The organism is Persicobacter diffluens, from assembly GCF_036244895.1.
Taxonomy (GTDB): domain Bacteria; phylum Bacteroidota; class Bacteroidia; order Cytophagales; family Cyclobacteriaceae; genus Persicobacter; species Persicobacter diffluens.
On the sequence record NZ_BQKE01000001.1, the window covers coordinates 1022054 to 1041487 of the forward strand.

The window sequence follows — 19434 nt, forward strand, 5'->3', positions numbered from 1 at the left end:
TGATTAGTATTGTAATCGAACAACAAAATTCAACACCATGAAAAATAAAGGTCTGAAATTAATATTACTAATAGGGTGCTTCCTGTTAGTTTCGGTATCGGTTTTTGCGATTAAAGGAAACCGAAAAGGCAAAGGAGGTGGTGAGATGCGGGCTTATTTTAAGGAGACCATTCTTCCGGAAATTCAAGCGCAACGGAAAGCCTTTGATGATAAATTAAGTAATAAGGAAAAGAAAAAAATCACGGAGTTACGCGCAAGGCTTGAAGTTTTGAAAGCGAATGGAAAGCAAAAGAAAGGGCAGCGCGGAGCACTTGAAGAGGAGTCCTTTGAATTGCCTTCTGCGGAGGAAAGAGCTCAAATGCGCGCCGTGGAAAAAGAAAAAAGAGCGATAATGACCGAAGCCTGGGCAATAGCTGATAAGCACGAAGCGGAATTGGAGGAGGTCATCGTAGCGATGGAACCCTTGCTTCAAAAATGGCATGGAGAGATGAAGCTCATGAAGGAGGAGAAGCTGGCGAAAATGAAAGAACGTCGTGCAGAAAAGGGGAGTCCGGAAGGTCGAGAAAGAAAAGGGCGACATGGGGAAATGCGTCACCGCGGTCCACGGGGCAAACATCAATTTGGGAATATGGGAATGCTTTCAAATGGGGCGATGTTTGTTCTGATGGATCCGGATAAGGACCCAATGGAAGATGGAACTCCTGGTAACAGAGGTCCCCGGGCCTTCCCCAATCCGGTAAGTGATGTGATGAATGTGGATCTTTCAGATTATGAGGGACAGGCGGTAACACTCACGGTGGTACTGAAAGGTGGCGAGGAAGTAAAGAATGTTCAGGTACAAGCGGAACATGAAGTCACCTATCAATTGGCTACCGGTGATTTAAGTGCCGGCATGTATCTGTTGAGAATCAAAGCGGAAGGCGAAAAAGCCCAGACCATTCGTTTTATTAAAAAATAATTCATTGAAAAAACAGTCGTAAAGTAGGTGTAGAGGGGAGTCCGAATAGGGCTCCCTTTTTTTGACCGAATGATGCCTGGCAGGTTAATGTCGAATTAATGATACTTCCATCATCGCTTAACGGCAAGGCTGGAAATAGTAAGGGATTTGTCCTGTTTCAAGTTTTTTACAGAGAAGCAGATGAATGAGGGGAATACAAGTCTGTCCCAATTTGGGCTATTAACAAATCAAATAACATGAGGCTTTTGGCTTGGAAATGAGTCGATTGAATAGAGATGTTAGGTTTAGTGGTGGATAGTTCGAGTTGAAAATCAGGAACACTCTGTTCTATGACTTGAAAGTAAACCTCTAGATAGTTTTATAGAATCTTATTGCAAAATTCGGCCTCGATTTCTTTGGAACCTGGTGGAAAGGTTCCAAATGGAAATTCAGACTTATTTTTGTCTTTCCGGATTGGCTTTCAGGAAAGCTCCCCAGGAAGTGCTTTTGGTCGTTTGTTCGCCGCCCAGAAAATGATGGGTGATGGCCACGCCCAAGGCATCAGTAGCATCCAGATACTCCGGAATTTCCTTTAGGTTCAGCAAGGTTTTCAGCATGGCAGCTAATTGTTCCTTACTGGCATTTCCGTTTCCGGTGACAGATTGTTTTACTTTTTTGGGGGCGTATTCGGTAACCGGCAACCCATGATTGAGTGCTGCCACCATGGCAACCCCCTGAGCTCTGCCCAGTTTCAGCATGGACTGCACATTTTGACCATAAAAAGGAGCCTCTAATGCCACTTCATCCGGAAGATATTCTTCAATAATGCCCCAGACCCTTTCATAAATTTTCTGTAATTTTAGCGCATGGGAGCTGTACTTTTTTAAGTGAATGACCCCGTATTGAAGGCAGGACATCTTATTTCCCTTCACCATGATTACCCCATACCCCATTACTTGCGTGCCGGGGTCCAAACCTAAAATTATCTTTTCTGTGCTAGATGCCATCCCAATTTCAATTGCCAAAAAATATCTGCGCCAGGCCTTCCCTGTTTTAAAGGTGGTCCTTTGGTGTGCGCTGATGATTGTTTTATGGGGCAAAATAAGGGATAATTTTTCAGCTCAGGAAATTTATTTACACATTGTCCGAATTCCCGCTTTAGGCTTTTGGGGGATGTTGTTGCTTTTGATGATGTTGCTCAACTGGGGGCTGGAGGCGGCCAAATGGAAGCTGATCGCTTCTTCGGTGAAAAATATCTCTTTATGGGAGGCCTTTAAAGGGGTTTGGTCTGCATTAGCTTTTTCCCTGGTAGGGCCTATGGGACTAGGTCATCATATGGGCAGAATTTTGTCTTTAAATTCCACAGTAAGGTTTCGGCTAATCCTGCCTATTTTTGTGGGGCAGGCGGCGCAAATGTTCTGGACGACTTGCTTTGGGCTTTGGGGCTTTGGGTTTTACTGGCAGCGCGGTCTGGTGACTTCCTTTTCGCATAGTGGGTATTTGGTCCCGGTGTTGACTGTCCTGATCCTGGTGGTCGTTTTCCTGTTTCGGAAGTATTCTCCGCGGGAAAAGTGGCGGCGGCAGGCTCGCTTTCTGTTCAACAGCTTTTCTCATCATGATTTTCTTCGCATATGGCTGCTGGCGCTGGGTCGCTATCTTGTCTTTTGCCTGCAGTTTTTGCTGATATTTAAATTGTTAGGGATCGAATTGCCTATATTAGAAATACTCAGGGGCATTGCTTTTATGTTTCTGGCGAAATCTGTTATCCCTGCGGTACATTTATTAGGAGATTTGGGCATCCGGGAGTTTGCACTTTGGTCCTATTTCTCTTTATTCCCTGTGGATATCAGTTTGATAATCGCCGGAGGCCTGATGCTTTGGGTGGTGAACGTTTTAATTCCCGCTTTTTGGGGCTCGTTTTTTATTTTCAAATGGTCACAATAATTTACTTAATCATAATGGTACTTTACAGTATCGTCGTCATGATGAATGGCTACGGCTGGCTGAGGAATGTCAAATACCGACAGCCCTACTGTGTGAAGGTGTCCGTGATTGTGGCGGCCAGGAATGAGCAAAATGGTATCGGGGATTTATTAAAGGATTTGAGCCGGCAACGGTATCCGGATTTGGAAGTGATCGTAGTAGATGATCATTCAGAGGATGCGACTGCCATTGTAGTGAAAAGATGGGCAGAGCGGGATCATCGGATTAAATACTTCACCCTGGAGGAGGGGACTGGGAAAAAGAGTGCGGTGAGTTATGGTATTGAACGGGCCGGCGGTGAGATCATGCTATTCACAGATGCTGATTGTTCGGTGGGCCCTTTCTGGATAGATCGCATGGTGCGTCCTTTTCAAAACGATCAGGTACATATGGTGCTGGGGCCGGTTATGCTGACGGCTCATCAGGGATTTTTCTCTCGTTTGCAAAAAATGGAATTCAGCAGTCTGATGGGTTTTACCGGCGGAATGAGTGGTTGGGGAAACCCAATTTTCTGCAATGGCGCAAATTTAGCTTATCGCAAACCCACCTTTGAGGCGCTGGGCGGATTTAAAGGGATCGATGGAATCCCCACCGGAGACGATGAGTTATTCATGCGGAAAGTATTGAAGGATTTTCCGGATGGTGTAATTTTCCAAACCTCCCAAAAATCGGTGGTGGTTACAGCTCCTCCGCTTAGCTGGAAGCAGTTTGAGGCGCAAAGGGTGCGATGGGCCAGTAAATGGAATTATCAGAAAACAGTGGTGGAATCCTTACCGGCGGTGTTGATCTTTGTCATTCATGCTGCTACGCTTTTGATGTTGGTGGCCGGTTTTTGGGATCATCTTTATTGGTATGTGGGGCTCTGTGGTCTGGGCTTGCGATTGCTTTCCGAATATATTTTGCTTCGGGGAGTGTATTTTTTTACCAGACAGTCCTGGGATTTTGTCGCCTTCGCAGCGATGTTTCTGCTTTATCCCTTTTATGCCGTTTATTTTGCTTTTAAAACCCTGTTGGGGGATTATCAGTGGAAGGGGCGACAAAATAAGGAAGAAGAAACCGCTCCCGTACATTCTGGGAAGAGGGTAGATTGAGGAGATTTTTATTCCTTGATGCTGTGAGCTCTCAGTCCGATTACTCAGACGCTCTTTTGAAGTCAGGGTGTCTAATTTCTTCTGTTAAATCCATCACCTTATTTTTCTACACGCTTTTAGATTCAATACTCCGTAAAGAATTAGGCCGCAATACAGCCAAATCTCTCTATTTGGAGCATTTGCTCTGAATTATTGTACGGTTCGGGGGCAATCCCGAACCCTTTAAATATTCTTTGGATATAGTTTCGATTAAAATATAGCATCTTAATACTTGATAATGAGAAGGGTTCCTTTTCTTCGGTTTTATTATCAAAATAGTGAAGCGCCTTTGCCACGGACACCGCCGTTAGAGACATATTTATGTGATTATGTATCTTATTTTTACTCCTCGCCTGGCAGTGAGTCAAACCGGTGAATTGTTTGGCATCTCGAAATAGAAACTCAATTTGAAATCGAAGTCGATAACGCTCAATTATTGCGGAACCGCTTTGATTAATGTCTGTACTGAATAAAATTTCTCGTCTGGTTTTCCCATTGTCAAGCTCAGTAACGACGACCACACACTTGATCCATCGTTTAAGACTTTTACTATGAACCTCTGCTTCGAAAGCCTCCGAGTTTTCATTTTTGAAACATAGTGTAAAGTGTCTTTGGTCAAGATTATTAAATTTCACTTTTTCTCCATAGACCTTGGGTCGCCCTCTTTTTCCGGTAGGTGGTTCAGTATTTCTGTAACGAAGAAATGCGTTTTTAGCCAATTTACTAATGATAATAAACCCTTTTTCTACTAGCGGATCGACGAACGTAAAGCGCGAAAAGTAAGCATCAACAACCACACTATCTGATACTTGCTTGTACAATTCAACATTTGACAAAATCAAATTGGCATAAAAGGTCAGCAAATTAAATGACTCGTCCTCACTCTTAAAGGTTTGATGGGCCTCTAAATGCATTGCGGTTTTACTTTCGAGGCCAACACTTGCTATTCCAGTAATTTCTAGACCTCTTTTTGTTGAATTATCGCAGCCTGACCAAAAGTACCCTAAACCTGGGGTGAGTTGACCACTTTTGGAAACATAACTTGGATCAAAGGCAATGATGCGCAATTCATCTTTAAGTGTCTTAATGAGCTCAATATTGAAAAAAAGGTAATTGAAATATTTTTCATACCATGATCTAATCGTGGCCTCATTGTACCGCAGATACCGACTCATGTTGGTGAAATTATTACGACCACGGAAAGACAGTAGTCCTTTCAAATTTTCTATCATGAAATCCCTCTCCCATTTGTTAATGTCTAACATTTTATGGAATATTTGCGCTAGGAGTGTTTCGATGCTCTTGATGGTGACTTAGTATGTTGGTGTTTGGCGATACAAATATACAGGTCACCATTTTTTTTACAATAGCTCAAAACTCTACGGAGTATTGTAGATTGCATCATTATTCAAATTCGGCTTAAAGTCGGATTATTCATGTTCCATTACTTGTTTAGCTGCAAGGCGGAAAAAATAATGGATTAGTCTCAATTTTAAACATTTTCCAAGTAGCAGCTGAAGGAAGAGGGGGCGAGCTTTCCCAAATCCGGGCTAAAAACAAATCGGCCATTACAACCTTATCGAATAGGATGAAGGCGATTTAAGCCGAAGTACTAAACTGAGCGATAAATTATTCGGCTAAGCATGCAAAATTCAGATCAAATGAAACAAAAAAAAGAAGCCCAAAGACTTCTTTTCTGTAATTATTTCAAATCATATTTTTCATCCAGAAAGCGGTTCCATTTATTCAGCACCTCCTGTGCAATCCGATATTGCTCGCTCTTGAGTAGAAAGCTTTCATTGAAATTACAATAAGCCATAAATTCCTCCGCTAAACCGGCATTTTCAGGTCCAATTAGGGTAATGACCCAATCCTTATTGTATTTCTCCGCAATAATTTCCTGGTTGATTTTTTCTTGTTCTTCTTTACTTACTTTCGGTTTTTTATTCTTTTTCGAAAACAATTTGCTTGGGGAGAAGCTCACAAAATCAAATTTATCCGGTTCATCAAAGCCCGCGATGGGAGGTAGCTCTTCCAATTGGTCTTTTTGTTTGCGGCGTTCCTCATATTCCACATAATAGCTCGGGTCCGGCTTCCAGCCCTCGGTGACTACCAGGTCCGAGAATTCATCTTTAAAGTCTTCCACATTTTCCGGTAATACCGTTACGTCGACGTTTTCCAGCGTATAGCTGGTTTTGGAAAGGGTGATATTCACATACAGTTCTCCTTCTCCTTCCGGAATTTCCACAGGGATCCGTTGTTTTTCATAGCCGACATACGAGCACCAAAGGGTATCCTGAGGCGCCGTGTGCACAATGAAACGGCCTTGTGCATCAGTAGTGGCGCCAAAACGGCCAATTACCGTAATAACATGGACGTAAGGCAGGGGTTGGTCATTTTCATCCACGATTTTACCCTTTATTTTTAAGTAAAGGTCGTCAAGGCTTTGAGCCTGACTTTGGGGGAAAGACCAAAGTGTGAGAAATGCGATCAAAAGAAAACTCAGACGTAATTTAATCATGCGCATAAGATAGCGATATTTTAAATTAATTGATATTTACGGGATGGTCGGACTCAAAAAATCTTCTAAATTTGGCCCCAAATGATATGAAATGACAGCATTGGAATCAGAAATACTGGAAGAACTATTTTTTGTAATTTCCTACCCGGATTTATTGGAGGAGCTTCAAATGGAAAAGGAAGAGTTAGACGTCTCTTTGAAGATTTTAGTCCGTAAAGGGTGGGTGAAAGCCATGGAATCTCTGGATGCAGAGGCGATATCCATGGATTTATTTGAATCTCGCTTTGAAAAATTGTATTATCTGGCGACAAAAGAAGGTTTGTTGAAGTTGCACGGCCATTAAGCGAATAAAAAATGCTCACCAGTACCCCCACGTCTAAAGAAACCATAAAACCATTAAGTCCCTGGGCGGGATTTTGGGAGATTCCGGCCTGCAGATGGGGGGCTATGGGTTTGCTTTTGGCGCTAATGGTGGTGGTGGGTGGTTACGTGATATTGCCGGATCCTTCTCCGAATGCAAATGATGGCAATATTCAATTAAGAAAACAGGCGCCGAACTTTGTGGCGGATATACTGGTAGTGCGGAAAAATGCAGAAATCGATTTCCCTTCCTATATCGAAAGATGGTGGAAAGGGACACCGTCTAAATATTTACTGGAGCCTTATGATTCCTTGGTAATTGAGGGAGATTTCGTGAAAATTCTGCCTTTCGGATCTCAAAAGGATCGGTGGAAACGCTATCATATTTGTGATGTAACCACGCCCTTGTATGTCGGGCCACTGGAAGAAATGCAATTTCCCTCTGCCCGACCTTATATCAAAGAGCATGGTGGTTATCGTATTCTGATGGCCAATGGTAAGGACCGTTTCCGCTCTATGGCAGAATTGCACCTGGATCTGGAAGACCATCTCAGTAGTCGAAGGTACTGGCTGGGGACGGATCGCGCCGGACGGGATTTACTGAGTCGCTTGCTATTAGGAACCAGAATTTCACTCAGTATTGGTTTGTTAGCCGCCCTTTTGAGCGTAGCCATTGGGGTTTTGGTGGGAAGCCTGGCGGGTTATTATGGCGGTTGGCAGGATCAGGTAATCAGTTGGTTCATGACGGTGGTTTGGTCTATTCCGGCCATCATGTTGATCATCGCAATTAGTCTGGCTTTTCAGCAAAAAGGGGTAATGGTATCTTTTATCGCAGTAGGGATGACCATGTGGGTGGAAGTGGCCCGCTTAGTACGCGGACAGGTGATGGCCCTGAAGAATGCGCTTTATGTAGAAGCCGCCCGAACGATTGGACTGAGTGACTTTAAAATTGTTTTTGTGCATATTTTACCTAATATTGTCGGGGAATTGATCGTCATGGGAACGGCGAATTTTGCTGCAGCGATATTATTGGAGGCCGGCCTGAGTTTTTTGGGTTTGGGTGTGCAGCCTCCGGCGCCTTCATGGGGCGGAATGTTAATGGAGGGGTTTAATGCTTTGGGCACCAGAAATTCTTTCCATTTGGTGTTTTTTCCTTCGCTGGCAATTATGGGAATGGTAGGCTCGATCAATCTTTTAGGAAATGGTTTAAGAACCTTATCAGACCCTAAGCGGAAAGTAAAGGGCTAGAACAATGATGGAATCGGTAAACTTCGAAAAAAAATATCAACTCAAGGAATTGGAATTAAATGCACTTCTGGAGGTCTCTATGGGGATCAACAATAATATGAAAGAGGAGCATTTGTATCGGGTATTTCAATTTACACTTCAGGGAACTTTCGGTGTAGAACGTATGGCGCTCTATGTATGTAATGAGTCGGGCTGGGGTTGTAAGGCCCAGTTCAATACCGACAGTAACTTTGAGGAGAATCCACTGGATGAATGCCTGCTGGAAGTGAAGGACATTAAGAAGGTGGATGAAATCACTCCCTGTAATTCCATTTTTTCTGAATTTGATGTCATCATTCCGGTGTCTCATAAGCAGGAGCGGTTGGCAGTATTGCTGGTGGGGTCCAATGGACAGAAAGAAGAGATGAACCTGAAGTTTATCCAGACCCTGGCCAATCTTATTTTTGTAGCGCTGGAAAACAAGAAATTCGCCCGTAGACAACTGAAACAGGAGCGAATGAACCGGGAAATAGAAATCGCCAATCAGGTGCAGAAAAGCTTGCTGCCTCCTTCCTTGCCCAATTCAGAGAAACTGCAGATGGCAGCAGAATATGTGCCGCACCATGGGATTGGTGGGGATTATTATGATTGCATCACTCTGGAGGATGGTCGTTACCTGATTTGTATGGCGGATGTTTCCGGTAAAGGTATTCCGGCAGCTTTGCTAATGTCGAACTTTCAGGCTTCTTTGAGGACCATCGTCCTGCATACTACCGACCTGAAAGAAGTGGTGGCCTCGGTGAATCAGCAGATCCAACGCCGTGGAGCGCAGGAGCACTTCATCACGGTTTTTCTGGCCATATATGATATGGAGCGCAATACCCTGGAATACGTAAATGCCGGGCATAATCAACCCCTGGTTATTCATGAGAATGGGCAGGTGCAGCATCTAGATAAAGGAAGTACGATCATGGGCTTTTTTGATCCGCTCCCTTTCATTGAAAGTGGTTTACTTACTAATTTGGAGGCTTTTACCTTATTCTGCTATACGGATGGTTTGACCGAAACCTTTAACGATCAGGAGGAAGAATACGGGGAGGAGCGTCTGGAAGCTTTTTTGGTGAATCAGCAAACCTTAACGCCGGAGGAGATTATCCAGGAAATGATGAAGGAGTTGAATAACTACCGGAAAGAAGTCCCTTATGCCGATGATATTTCTATTTTTACCCTTAAAAAATGGGCCTGATCAAACCTCACCGCGTACCGGATTTCCTTCAGCGGTATTTTTCAAGCTTTGTATTTAAAAAAGATGTTAGGGAGCCGACCATCTATCTGACTTTTGATGATGGCCCCATTCCGGAAGTGACTCCCTGGGTGTTGTCCTGTTTGAAAGATTTTGAGGCACATGCCACTTTTTTCATGGTGGGCGACAATGTTCGAAAGCATCCTGAGGTGTTTAAGCAGGTGCTGGAAGAAGGGCATTTAGTTGGGAATCATACCTTTAATCACCTGAAAGGCTGGTCGGAAAGTAATGCCGACTATCTGGAGAATATTGGCTTATGCCAAAAGTATTTTGATGAGGTGAGATTGGAGGAGAATTCTTTTCAAAAACCACTTTTTAGGCCTCCTCATGGTCAGATTAAACCCAGTCAGGTCAAAAAAATTCGTGATTCTTATAAAATCATCCTTTGGGATGTACTCACCTGTGATTATGATCAATCTTTGCAACCGGAAGAAATTTTAGAGAAAACGATTGAATTGACCCGTTCTGGCAGCATCCTGGTGTTTCATGATAGCCTGAAAGCGGAACGGAATGTTAAATTTGTGTTACCCCGCTATATTTCTCACTTTAAATCTTTAGGCTTTAAATTTGAGACATTGTAATTATTGAAGTACAATTGCCCTTTCGAAATAATGAAAGTTCCTATTCGTCACGAAATTTTCATTTTGCCCCTATGATATTTCTCATATTGTATTATTTCAAGAAATAATCGCCTATTGGTCTTTGGCGGAAATTTAATATTTTTGTACAAATTGGTAGAATGCTACCTGCACAAAAAATAACGAAATTAGGGTTAATGCAGCTAATCGATACGCATGCTCATATTTATTTAGAGCAATTTAAGGAAGACCGGAAAGAGATGATAGCAGCAGCAAAAGCTGCCGGAATTGGACGTATTTATATGCCTAATATTGATGTGGCTTCCATAGCGTCGATGATGGAGCTGCAGCAAGAATACCCTGATTATTGTTTTCCAATGATGGGGCTACACCCCTGTGACGTAAAAGAAGACTATAAAGCACAGTTGGAAACCATGCGTGCCTGGTTTGATCGTTTTCCATTTGCCGCTGTAGGTGAAATCGGGACGGATCTGTACTGGGATAAAACCACCCTTGATATTCAGCTGGAGGCTTTGAGAATACAGATCGGCTGGGCCAAGGAACTGGACTTGCCGGTGGTTTTACATTGCCGGGATTCTTTTACCGAGACCATTGAGGTGGTAGAAGCCGAACAGGATGGTCGTTTGCGTGGGGTTTTTCACTGTTTTACGGGCAGTATTGCTGATGCCCAAAGAGCGATTGACTGTGGATTTATGTTAGGGATGGGTGGTGTGAGCACCTTTAAGAATGGCGGGATGGACAAAGTGATCCCTTCTCTGGACCTGCAACATTTAATTTTGGAAACAGATGCGCCTTATCTTGCGCCCGTGCCTCATCGCGGAAAAAGAAATGAACCTGCTTATGTGCGCTTGGTAGCGGATCGTGTCGCCGAACTACAATCCATTCCTGTGGAAGAAGTGGCTGAGATTACTACCGAAAATGCAATGCGATTATTTCGCGCGCCTAATCTATAATATAAACAGCACTGAATGGCACCTAAATATAGAATAACAAGACTTAATACCGCAGCTCCCTATGAGCCAAAAGCCAAAATTCTGATTGTTTATACCGGCGGAACACTGGGGATGGTGAAAGACCGTTCCGGTTCACTGATTTCTGTGGGTTTTCATGAAATCATCGAACGCCTGCCGGAAATCAATACCTTAAACCTGGATCTGACCGTGATCAGTTTTCCTACCACCATTGATTCCTCCAATGTGCGGATCGAGAACTGGCAGGATGTCGGGTATATTATCAAGGAAAATTTCCATCAATATGAAGGTTTTGTCGTTTTGCACGGAACCGATACGATGGCCTATACGGCCGCAGCCCTCTCTTTTATGTTGCAGGGTTTGAATAAGCCGGTCATTGTCACCGGAGCCCAATTGCCTATTGGTGCCCGCCGTACCGATGCCCGGGCCAATGTAATTACGGCGCTGGAATTAGCCTCTGCGCATGATGGTAATCACGAGCCTTTAATTCCGGAAGTGGCCGTTTATTTTGATTCCAAATTGTATCGTGGGAATCGCGTGAAAAAGATTCGTTCTTCACAATTTCATGCTTTTGACTCGGAAAATTATCCCGCGCTGGCAGTGGTAGGCACCGAGATCGAATATAATCGCTCTGCTGCTTTGCCATGGATTCCGCAGGATATGCTGCGCTACCAATGGAAGTTTGATCGAAATGTGGCCATTTTGAAAATCTTTCCTTCCATGCCACATGCTTATGTGGACGCGATTCTGAATATTCCGAACCTGAAAGGGGTGGTGATGGAGTCCTATGGTTCTGGAAATGCCCCAACCGTGCGTTGGTTTTTGGAGCGTTTGGAAAAGGCCGTGGAGAAAGGAATTATTGTTGTCAACGTCACCCAGTGTATCGGTGGTTCCGTTTTGCATGGCCGTTATGCTACCAGCTCGGAGTTGGAGAAAATTGGGGTGGTGAGTGGATATGACATGACCACCGAGGCCGCCATGGTGAAATTAATGTTTCTTCTGGGGAATCAGAAAAGTCCTGATTTAGTGAGAAAAATGCTTCAGGTTCCTTTATGTGGCGAAATGACCATTTTGTAAAGGTTTCAAAAAAACATAATATTCTTGCATGAAGAGATATTTATTGATTTATTTGTGTTCGTGATGAACGATCACAATATAATATTTCATAGAAAGGATTTCGCTCTATTTCTTATTGTAAGGAATAGAGCAGAAAGAAGTCCCCTGGATTCTGAGGTTCGCCACCTTACCTTTCTACTTAAACTTTAAATTTTTTCTTACACTTTAACAGTTAAATTCTACACTTAGAGAATTAATTAAAAACTGAACTATGAAAAAGTTATTTGCTTTGTTGATGATCGCTGGTATGGTGTCTTTCGGTACAGCCGCTAAGACCTATGCTCAGGAAGAAGAAGTTGCTCAAACTGAGGAGGTAGCGACTGACGAAAACCAGGTAGTTGAAGAGGCGGCTCCAGCCCCTGTTCAAGAGGAAGCGCAAGTAGAGGAAGTTGTTGCTGAAGACGTGACTTTCCACCAAGCCGTTAAACAAAAATTCATCGAAGGTGGATGGGAGTTTATGGGTATTGTATTGGTGTGTTTGATCATCGGATTGGCAGTAGCGATCGAGCGTATTATTACTTTGAACCTTGCAACTACTAACACTAAGAAGTTGTTGGCTAAAGTAGAAGAGGCACTTCAGTCTGGTGGTGTTGAAGCCGCTAAAGAAGTAACTCGTAACACGCGTGGCCCTGTAGCTTCTATCTTTACTCAAGGTTTGATGCGTGCCTCTGAAGGTATCGAGATGGTTGAGAAATCTGTAATCTCTTACGGTTCTGTAGAAATGGGTCGTTTGGAAAAAGGATTGGTGTGGATCTCTCTTTTCATCGCTTTGGCTCCTATGTTAGGTTTCATGGGTACGGTATTGGGTATGATTCAGGCATTCGATATGATCGAGGCTGTTGGTGATATCTCTCCAACCGTTGTAGCCGGTGGTATTAAAGTAGCACTTTTGACTACTGTAGCTGGTTTGATCGTAGCAGTTATCCTTCAGTTGTTCTACAACTACTGTGTATCTAAGATCGACTCTTTGGTTAACGATATGGAAGATGCTTCCATCTCTTTGATCGATCTTTTAGTAAAATACACTAAGTAATTCATCTCCCCAAGACGGGAATGAACTGGAACAATTGTTTGGCTAATTTAACGTAAATAAAATGGATACTATTGATATCGTCCTTTACGTTGCTTACGTTTTGGTAATGATTGCTGCTGGTGCGGCGATTGTATTGCCATTAATCAATGCGTTGAGCAATCCTAAAGGTCTTATGAGATCGTTGGTTGGCGTAGGTGTATTTGCAGTAGTTTTCGGTGGGGCTTATGCGCTTGCCGGTAATGAAGTAACTGCAGCTTATGCTAAATTTAACGTAACTCCGGAAATCTCTCAAATGGTAGGTGCTTTCTTGAAGACTTCATACGTTTTCCTTGTAGGTGCTTTCGTTTTAGCAGTGATCACTGAGTTTACAAAAGTTTTTAAATAAAAAATTATGGCAAGAGGAAATAGATCAACCCCGGAAATTAACTCGGGATCTATGGCGGATATCGCGTTCTTGCTGTTGATCTTCTTCTTGGTGACGACAACCATTGCTTCTGATAAAGGGGTATCGTTGCGTCTTCCTCCTAAGGCCGATCCTAATGATGCGCCTGAGGAAATCAAGAAGAATGATCGTAACATCTTTAAGGTATTGGTGAACTCTTCCGACCGCGTGTTGGTAAATGGTGAACCTTTGACTGATTTGGATCAAATTCGTCCCATGGTAAAAGACTTTGTCATGAACTATGGACGTGATCCTAAAATGTCCGATAACCCTAAAGAGGCGGTAGTGTCTTTCAAGGCCGACCGTGGTACAAGTTACGCGACTTACATCGGGATTTTGGATAACCTGAAAGGGGCTTATAACGAAATCTATGCAGCTAACGTGGGGATTACCCTGGATCGTTATTTGTCATTGGATCGTAAAAAGCCAGCCGAGAAGAAGATGTACGAGGATGCTCGTATAGGTCCTGACGGCGAAAAAATTCCAATGAATATCTCTATTGCGGAACCAACAAAAACAGGAGGTAACTAATGTCAAAGTTTAAAAAGAAGTCGAAAGCTAGTCAGGATATCCCTACTTCGGCACTTCCTGACATTATCTTCATGTTGTTGTTCTTTTTCATGACGACGACAACCATGCGTACGGATGATATTAAAGTGCAACAGCGTTTTCCGCAAGCTTCGCAGCTGAGTAAGATCGAGAAGAAGTCTTTGGTTTCCTACATTTATGTAGGTGCACCTAAAGAAACGGATCGTTTCGGTACTGAGCCGGTAATTCAGATCAATGACGTGTTCGCTGAACCGGAAGATTTGATCCTTTACGTAGCGAAGGAAAAAGATAAGTTGCCTGATTACGAACGTGATCAGATCAACATGGCAATGAAAGTAGATAAAGAAGCTAAAATGGGTATCGTAACAGATGTTCAGGAAGCATTGAAAGAAGCAAACGCTTTGAAAGTTCTTTACACTTCTTTGCAGAAAACAGACAAAATGCCTTAATCAAAGGCCTTATACATAAAAAGCCGGTTCTCAGAACCGGCTTTTTTTATGTCTTTTTTTGGGTATTGCGGCTTTTTTCCAAATGCCGGGGTTTAGCTATTTTGATTATTGATAGGAGCTTTCATCAAAAGCCAATCTAGAATTAGCCCCATTTCTTAACGCTATTGCCCGTTTCAATATCTCCTCTCATTCATTTTCAGGAAAAAGCTGCCCATAACTCGTTTAGGGCAGAGAAAATTTTATATTTTTGCTCAACTCAATTGGTTTGAGCTTAGAAATCCTTTTTAGTAAGACCCCATTTGTTAATGAAAAATCTGGTGGCGACCGTCAGTGGTTTTTTTACCTTCACTTTGGTGATGCTTTTGTTATTCCCTCTTTTCGCCTTACTCTCCCTTAAAGAAAGTTGGCAGTTGACGGGATTGAGGTTATACCGTTTTTGGGGACGGATTTCATTAAATATGGCAGCTTTGCCTACCCGGGTTATTTGGAAAGGAACCCCCTTACCTTCCGGTCAGCAATGTGTAATAGCCGCAAATCATGGGTCTTATCTAGATATTCCCGTGATTGGAAGTGGCCCTATTTTAACCACCTTTTTGGGTAAACACGAACTGACGAAGATTCCCGTATTTGGCTTTATCTACCGTAAGTTTAGTATAGTCGTGAAGCGTGGTAATCGATCCAGTGCTAAACAGGCCATTGAACTGTGTAAAAAAGCTTTGGATAATGGGCTGAATGTGGCTATTTTTCCGGAAGGAACCATTACCAAAACTCCTCCGCATATGGGGAACTTCAAGGATGGCGCATTTATCATAGCAGTTGATAAGCAGGTGCCCATAGTTCCGGTGAGTATGCCTTATTCCTGGAAAATTCTTCCCAGGGATGATAGGCGTCCACAGGTACATGTACATCCTTCAATAATGATTATTCACGAGGCAATCCCTACCATAGGATTAAGCCATGATGATATTCCGAGGCTAAAAGAACAGGTTAAAACTATTATCGAACAAGAAATTAAAGCCTACAATAAGGATGAATATTAATGAAGAAAGCCTGAAAAAGTTGGCGCATTTAGCCAGACTGGATTTTGATGCATCTGCCTCTGAGAAGATGGCGAAAGACCTTAGTGGTATTTTGGACTGGGTGGAGCAGTTAAATGAAGTAGATACCGAAGGGGTGAAGCCGCTTACCAATATGTCTCAGGAAATAAATGCCTATCGACAAGATGTGGTGGGTAATCACCTGGAGCGGGAAAAGGGTTTAAAGAATGCCCCCGATCAGGATGGGGAATTCTTTCGTGTTCCCAAAGTATTGGACTAAAAGCGCTCCTTTTGCTAAATATTCACCCGATTTCGCGGGTTTAAATTGTTTAGCTTCGAGGCAGGAAAAAGGAAGGGATAGAACCCTATTTCATTTTTTTCAAAAGCAGCAGCAGAATAAGGAGCATGCAATCTCGCCCAAATCAGGGCTATTAATAAAAAAAGGAAACCCTATAAAAAGCACCTAACAGGATTAATGCTATAAATCCAGCGGTGCATTATTTGACTAAAGGTACTGTATGGCAGTGCCTTTTTTGTTTTCAAAGGTTTTTCAAGGCAGAAGACTTACACCATGTCTGAACCCGGCTTATTCATGCTTAAATCCTTGTTCAGTTGCAGGTAGGGGGGAAGGGATTCTTCCTGTTTCAATTTTTTGCAACGAAGCAGATGAATGAGGAGCAAGCAAGCTCGCGTAAATGTAGGCTTTTTATAAGTCAATAAACAACACCTTATCTAATCGGAAATAGGCCATTTAAGGCGAGCTACTGAATTTAGCGGTGAATAATTCGGCTTAAATCCTTATTTTTGCAGGATATAATTAGTATTCATGAGCGATTCGATAAATTTTTGGAAACAGTGGCCAAAGCAATGGTCCTTTTTATTGGCTGGGCTGGGGTTTTTAGTGCTCTTCGCCATCTTAACTTTTTTCTATTTTTATTTTGGCGGAACCGGTTTGGCCATTCACTGGAATTTGGTGAGTCAAACTACTGATTTTCCAATCGCACTACGCATGGTGGAAGTCGGAGCCATGGAAGCTCCCCTGGAAATGAACTTCCTGCTTTTACATCAATACTTTGAAGGCAGCCCTATTCAATATTCTTTCACTGGGCAACTGGTCTTTTGGCTGGCCTGTTTAGGGGCTTTTAATATGCTTTGGGCGGTGGTGAGTGGTTTGAATCGTTTTTGGTATACAGTAGGGCTTTGTGGTTTATTTGCCATATTGGTGTATTTCAAACTGGAAGTGCTTATTCCATTCGGTCAGATCTATAACTGGGGTTTATTATTAGCAGTAGTGCTTTATGGAGGGCTGTCCTTTTTGTTTCAGGCTATTCTTAGTCAAACGCCGCTTTGGTTAAGGTGGCTGACTTTTGTGATTTTGAACGCGCTGCTTGTTTATGGATTTCACCTGATGGCAGAGGAAAATTTTGCCCTGGAGCGGGTGATGACCTATGGTGCCTTGCCCTGGGTAGTGCTTACCGTGGTATTTATATTCATGGTCAGTATAGATAACCTTTGGCTGTTGTTTGATATGGTGAGTCGCAGGCAGGTCGTTGGAAATAACTTTTTCCACTTTATTGCGATATCTTTGTGCTATTTGGCATTGGTCGGCTTAGGTTTTTATCAGCAGAATATTCGTTTGGAGGAGGATGCCCTCTTTTACAGTCCTTTTATACTGTTAGCGGCTTCCACCTTGATTGGTTTATGGGCCATGAAAGGCAAGGATATGAACTGGGGCCGGTTTATTCCTTTTCAGCCTTTGGGTGCTTTGTTATACTTGTCTCTAGCATTAATTTGTTGGAGTACCATTGCGCATTATTTCATCACTGATAGCGACGTGATGCTGGATATGCTGGGGAAGATGGTTTACATTTTTCACTTTTCGCTTTCGCTGGTATTCTTTATTTATCTGTTCGTCAATTTTTCGGATATCATTCAGGCCGGTGCAGCTGCCCATAAAGTGGTTTTTAACGGGCGCAAATTTGGTTTAGGCACCGTTTATTTAATAGGATTTGGAATTGCATTTTTGTTTCTGCTGAAAGACAGTATGGTTCAAAACAACCAGGTGCTTGCGGCTTATAATAATGCCATTGGAGATATGCATTATGCTCATGGGGAAATATTAGAGGCAAAAGGATATTATGAAAAAGGGAGCAGGCTCGGTTGGAAAAATCACCATTCTTACTATGCCCTGGCCATGATAGCCAGTGAGGAAGGGAGAAATGCCCAGGCTTTGGATTATTATAAGGCTGCAAATAAAAAACATCCCAGCCCCTTTGCCTTCGTGAATAGCAGTAATATTTATTTGCAACAGGAAAAGTGGTTTGATGCCATATTTGCTTTGGAAAAAGGGTTAGAACATTTTCCAAATCATCCGGAGATACGCACCAATCTTGCGCGTTTATACGAGAAAACGAACCAGGCTCAGGCTCAGGAGCTTTATAAGGCCTTGATGGGTGATCCCGCGGTTGCGGTAGTGAATGCGGCCAATTGGTTAAGTTGGCATAAACGTTCTCAGGGGGCGCTAACTGCTGATATGATTCATTCTTTTGCGCAAAAAGAGGAGGTGGCGATTAATGCTAACTTACTTCCATTTGTTGAAGTAGGGAGTGAGATCAAAGATTTTCAGTTGACCGAATTGGAAAGTAATTCACTTCCGGAAATTGCCCAGATTCACAATAGAAGTATCCACCAAATCTTTTTAGAGGATTCCGGCTGGGAATCAACGCTTCAAGAATGGAAGGAAGAGGCACAATATGAAAGCTATCAGGCATTATTGGATTATGATTTAGCCATTTATCAATATGAAAAGGGCAAGGTGAGCTCTGCTATAGATGCGCTAAAGGATCTTTCTTTTAATAATTTTTTCAGCAAGTCTTTCTATGAAAAAACGCTAGCTCTTTGGATGTGGGAACTGGGAGAGCCTCAGGTCGGTCTGAAGCATATTCAGGAATGTCTGCGCTTCCCGGATCAGGACACCCGAAAATTAGCCTTTAATGCTTTTGTGGAAGCGGGTAGAGGAGAGGAAGCGCTTCGTTTGGCGGCTGATGAAAGTGATAGTTTGTTGGTAACTCAATTACAATCGCCTGATATGCAGCAAATGGATAATGCGTCTAAGTTTTTACTCATGCGTTATAATATGGTGAACTGGAACTTTGATCAGCAATTCAAAGTAGCACAGGCGATGGATGTGAATGCTTGGAAAGTGAAAGCACTTCGTTGGTTATGGGCAGTGACCATGAAGTTTGACCAGTGGCAATATGTCGATCAGTTGGCAGTTGCAGTAGAGCAGGCGGACGGTATTGCATCTGATATCCGTCTTTCCAATGCTATTTATCAAGGTAATATCAGTGAAATCAAGCAGTATCGGGAAATGTTAGTTGGAGACTGGGCCCTGCTTTCTGATGCCGTTTTGGCAGAAAATGCATCAGTACAGGAAGGACTTTCCGCTTATACAGAATTGTTAGAACGAAACCCATTCTTTGTGCCGGGTGTTGTTGCTGCCTCCCGGTTTTTGAATCAATTACCGCAAAAAGAGGAAAGTTATGAGCTATTCCTTACCTATCTCAATAAATATGAGTATTCCATTCCATTGACAAAAGGGTATGCCGTCCAAAGTATTGCTATGGGATTGGACGGTTATGCTTTTAGTGCTTTGGAGGAGATTAGTGCTTATGCTTCGCCACAAGCTTTTGAACAACTGAGCGCTAATATTGAGGGGAAAATAGTGGAATCAACTGAGGAAGAGCTTAGTTGGTAAGCGCATAATGGCTTGGTGAG

General features: G+C 42.9%; 19 protein-coding genes. 16 read left to right on the top strand and 3 right to left on the bottom strand.

Annotated features, from left to right (window positions below):
- Positions 1-37 precede the first annotated feature (37 nt).
- Positions 38-958 (top strand): T9SS type A sorting domain-containing protein, encoded by a 921-nt coding sequence (locus tag AAA970_RS04320; RefSeq protein ID WP_338236096.1) that lies wholly within the window; start codon positions 38-40, stop codon positions 956-958.
- Between the two features lie 434 nt (positions 959-1392).
- Here the strand turns inward: AAA970_RS04320 and ruvC are convergent, their stop codons facing one another.
- On the bottom strand, positions 1393-1944 hold the full coding sequence (ruvC, locus tag AAA970_RS04325) for a crossover junction endodeoxyribonuclease RuvC (protein WP_053404166.1): 552 nt from the start codon (positions 1942-1944) through the stop codon (positions 1393-1395).
- Here ruvC and AAA970_RS04330 point away from each other — a divergent pair.
- Positions 1931-2881, top strand: coding sequence for a lysylphosphatidylglycerol synthase domain-containing protein (locus tag AAA970_RS04330; RefSeq protein ID WP_338236097.1), 951 nt, complete (start codon positions 1931-1933; stop codon positions 2879-2881). The genes ruvC and AAA970_RS04330 overlap by 14 nt on opposite strands.
- A 14-nt stretch (positions 2882-2895) precedes the next feature.
- On the top strand, positions 2896-4011 hold the full coding sequence (locus tag AAA970_RS04335) for a glycosyltransferase (protein ID WP_338236098.1): 1116 nt from the start codon (positions 2896-2898) through the stop codon (positions 4009-4011).
- 140 nt (positions 4012-4151) lie between these two features.
- Here the strand turns inward: AAA970_RS04335 and AAA970_RS04340 are convergent, their stop codons facing one another.
- Both AAA970_RS04340 and AAA970_RS04345 read right to left on the bottom strand, forming a co-directional pair.
- Positions 4152-5315 (bottom strand): transposase, encoded by a 1164-nt coding sequence (locus AAA970_RS04340; protein ID WP_338236099.1) that lies wholly within the window; start codon positions 5313-5315, stop codon positions 4152-4154.
- Positions 5316-5752: 437 nt separating this feature from the next.
- A complete protein-coding gene (locus tag AAA970_RS04345; protein ID WP_338236100.1) occupies positions 5753-6577 on the bottom strand; it encodes a carboxypeptidase-like regulatory domain-containing protein in 825 nt (274 codons plus the stop codon).
- A gap of 85 nt (positions 6578-6662) precedes the next feature.
- Between AAA970_RS04345 and AAA970_RS04350 the strand changes: the two genes are divergently transcribed.
- From AAA970_RS04350 to AAA970_RS04410, 13 genes are all read left to right on the top strand, one after another.
- A complete protein-coding gene (locus AAA970_RS04350; protein WP_060685698.1) occupies positions 6663-6914 on the top strand; it encodes a hypothetical protein in 252 nt (83 codons plus the stop codon).
- A gap of 11 nt (positions 6915-6925) precedes the next feature.
- Positions 6926-8179 (top strand): ABC transporter permease, encoded by a 1254-nt coding sequence (locus AAA970_RS04355; RefSeq protein WP_338236101.1) that lies wholly within the window; start codon positions 6926-6928, stop codon positions 8177-8179.
- A gap of 4 nt (positions 8180-8183) precedes the next feature.
- Positions 8184-9404, top strand: a complete 1221-nt coding sequence (locus AAA970_RS04360; RefSeq protein WP_053404171.1) for a PP2C family protein-serine/threonine phosphatase — start codon at positions 8184-8186, stop codon at positions 9402-9404.
- Complete coding sequence (locus tag AAA970_RS04365; RefSeq protein ID WP_338236102.1) at positions 9395-10042, top strand: polysaccharide deacetylase family protein; 648 nt, start codon at positions 9395-9397, stop codon at positions 10040-10042. The genes AAA970_RS04360 and AAA970_RS04365 overlap by 10 nt, the downstream gene beginning before the upstream one ends.
- Positions 10043-10236: 194 nt before the next feature.
- Positions 10237-11013, top strand: a complete 777-nt coding sequence (locus tag AAA970_RS04370) for a TatD family hydrolase (protein WP_338236103.1) — start codon at positions 10237-10239, stop codon at positions 11011-11013.
- A 15-nt stretch (positions 11014-11028) separates the two neighbouring features.
- On the top strand, positions 11029-12108 hold the full coding sequence (locus tag AAA970_RS04375) for an asparaginase (RefSeq protein ID WP_053404173.1): 1080 nt from the start codon (positions 11029-11031) through the stop codon (positions 12106-12108).
- A 250-nt stretch (positions 12109-12358) separates the two neighbouring features.
- Entirely contained in the window at positions 12359-13180 is an 822-nt protein-coding gene (locus AAA970_RS04380; protein ID WP_053404174.1) for a MotA/TolQ/ExbB proton channel family protein, read from the top strand.
- A 61-nt stretch (positions 13181-13241) separates the two neighbouring features.
- On the top strand, positions 13242-13565 hold the full coding sequence (locus AAA970_RS04385) for a hypothetical protein (protein WP_338236104.1): 324 nt from the start codon (positions 13242-13244) through the stop codon (positions 13563-13565).
- Between the two features lie 6 nt (positions 13566-13571).
- Entirely contained in the window at positions 13572-14153 is a 582-nt protein-coding gene (locus AAA970_RS04390) for an ExbD/TolR family protein (RefSeq protein ID WP_338236105.1), read from the top strand.
- A complete protein-coding gene (locus tag AAA970_RS04395; RefSeq protein WP_053404177.1) occupies positions 14153-14620 on the top strand; it encodes a biopolymer transporter ExbD in 468 nt (155 codons plus the stop codon). Before AAA970_RS04390 ends, AAA970_RS04395 begins: the two co-directional genes overlap by 1 nt.
- 305 nt (positions 14621-14925) lie before the next feature.
- Positions 14926-15660 (top strand): lysophospholipid acyltransferase family protein, encoded by a 735-nt coding sequence (locus AAA970_RS04400; protein WP_338236106.1) that lies wholly within the window; start codon positions 14926-14928, stop codon positions 15658-15660.
- The gene (gene gatC, locus AAA970_RS04405) at positions 15650-15937 is read left to right on the top strand and encodes an Asp-tRNA(Asn)/Glu-tRNA(Gln) amidotransferase subunit GatC (RefSeq protein ID WP_060685706.1); all 288 of its coding nucleotides are present in this window, start codon (positions 15650-15652) and stop codon (positions 15935-15937) included. Before AAA970_RS04400 ends, gatC begins: the two co-directional genes overlap by 11 nt.
- A 546-nt stretch (positions 15938-16483) precedes the next feature.
- Positions 16484-19414 carry a tetratricopeptide repeat protein gene (locus AAA970_RS04410; protein WP_338236107.1) on the top strand — a complete coding sequence of 977 codons (2931 nt, stop codon included), beginning with the start codon at positions 16484-16486 and terminating at the stop codon, positions 19412-19414.
- The last annotated feature ends 20 nt before the right edge of the window (positions 19415-19434 follow it).